Below are 572 nucleotides of genomic sequence, written 5' to 3'. Positions count from 1 at the left end.
GTCCCACCCGGACGGGGTGGGACTTGCTCCGTCGGCGAGCACGGAGGACTCCGCGCTACTTTCCAGATGCGCCTCGGTGCGGCGGTACGGGGGCCTGAGAGTTTCCCGGGGAGGAAATTGCTCCTACGGCGCCCGACCACGAATGCTGGACGGGACTCTCCCGCCGCACGTGAACGGCCAGAACTATGTGATTGCAGTCACAGCGTATACGTACTTTCTGCCGAGTGCAACGGCGCTGGCATTCACGTCATCCTGGGTCACACAGGTCCTCCTCGCCGCGGTCCTGCTGCGGATGCCCCCGTCGCACCGCCCACGCAGCCGCCGGGCCGTGCGGAGCAGGATTCGGCGCGGAAATTCGGAAATCCATTGTGCACCGAGGGGGTTGTCACCTAGGATGTGAGGGCTGTCACACTTGAATGGCCGTTGACGTGCGGCGGGAGAGCCCCGACCAGAACACCGGTCGGGCACCGTAGGAGCAATTCCTCCCCAGGAAACTCTCAGGTCCCCGGACCGCCGCACCGAGGCATCTCTGGAAAGTAGCGCGGAGTTCTCCGTGCTCGCCGACGGAGCAA

General features: G+C 65.2%; 2 riboswitches.

From position 1 onward, the window contains the following. Nucleotides 1-72 precede the first annotated feature (72 nt). A riboswitch (glycine riboswitch) is annotated at nt 73-173 on the bottom strand. A gap of 251 nt (nt 174-424) precedes the next feature. Next, nucleotides 425-523, top strand: a riboswitch (glycine riboswitch). Nucleotides 524-572: the final 49 nt, after the last annotated feature.

It is taken from the genome of Citricoccus sp. CH26A (assembly GCF_000224415.1).
Taxonomy (GTDB): Bacteria; Actinomycetota; Actinomycetes; order Actinomycetales; family Micrococcaceae; genus Citricoccus.
The sequence above is the reverse complement of the archived record's forward strand: the minus strand, read 5'-3'. Positions and strand labels throughout refer to the sequence as shown.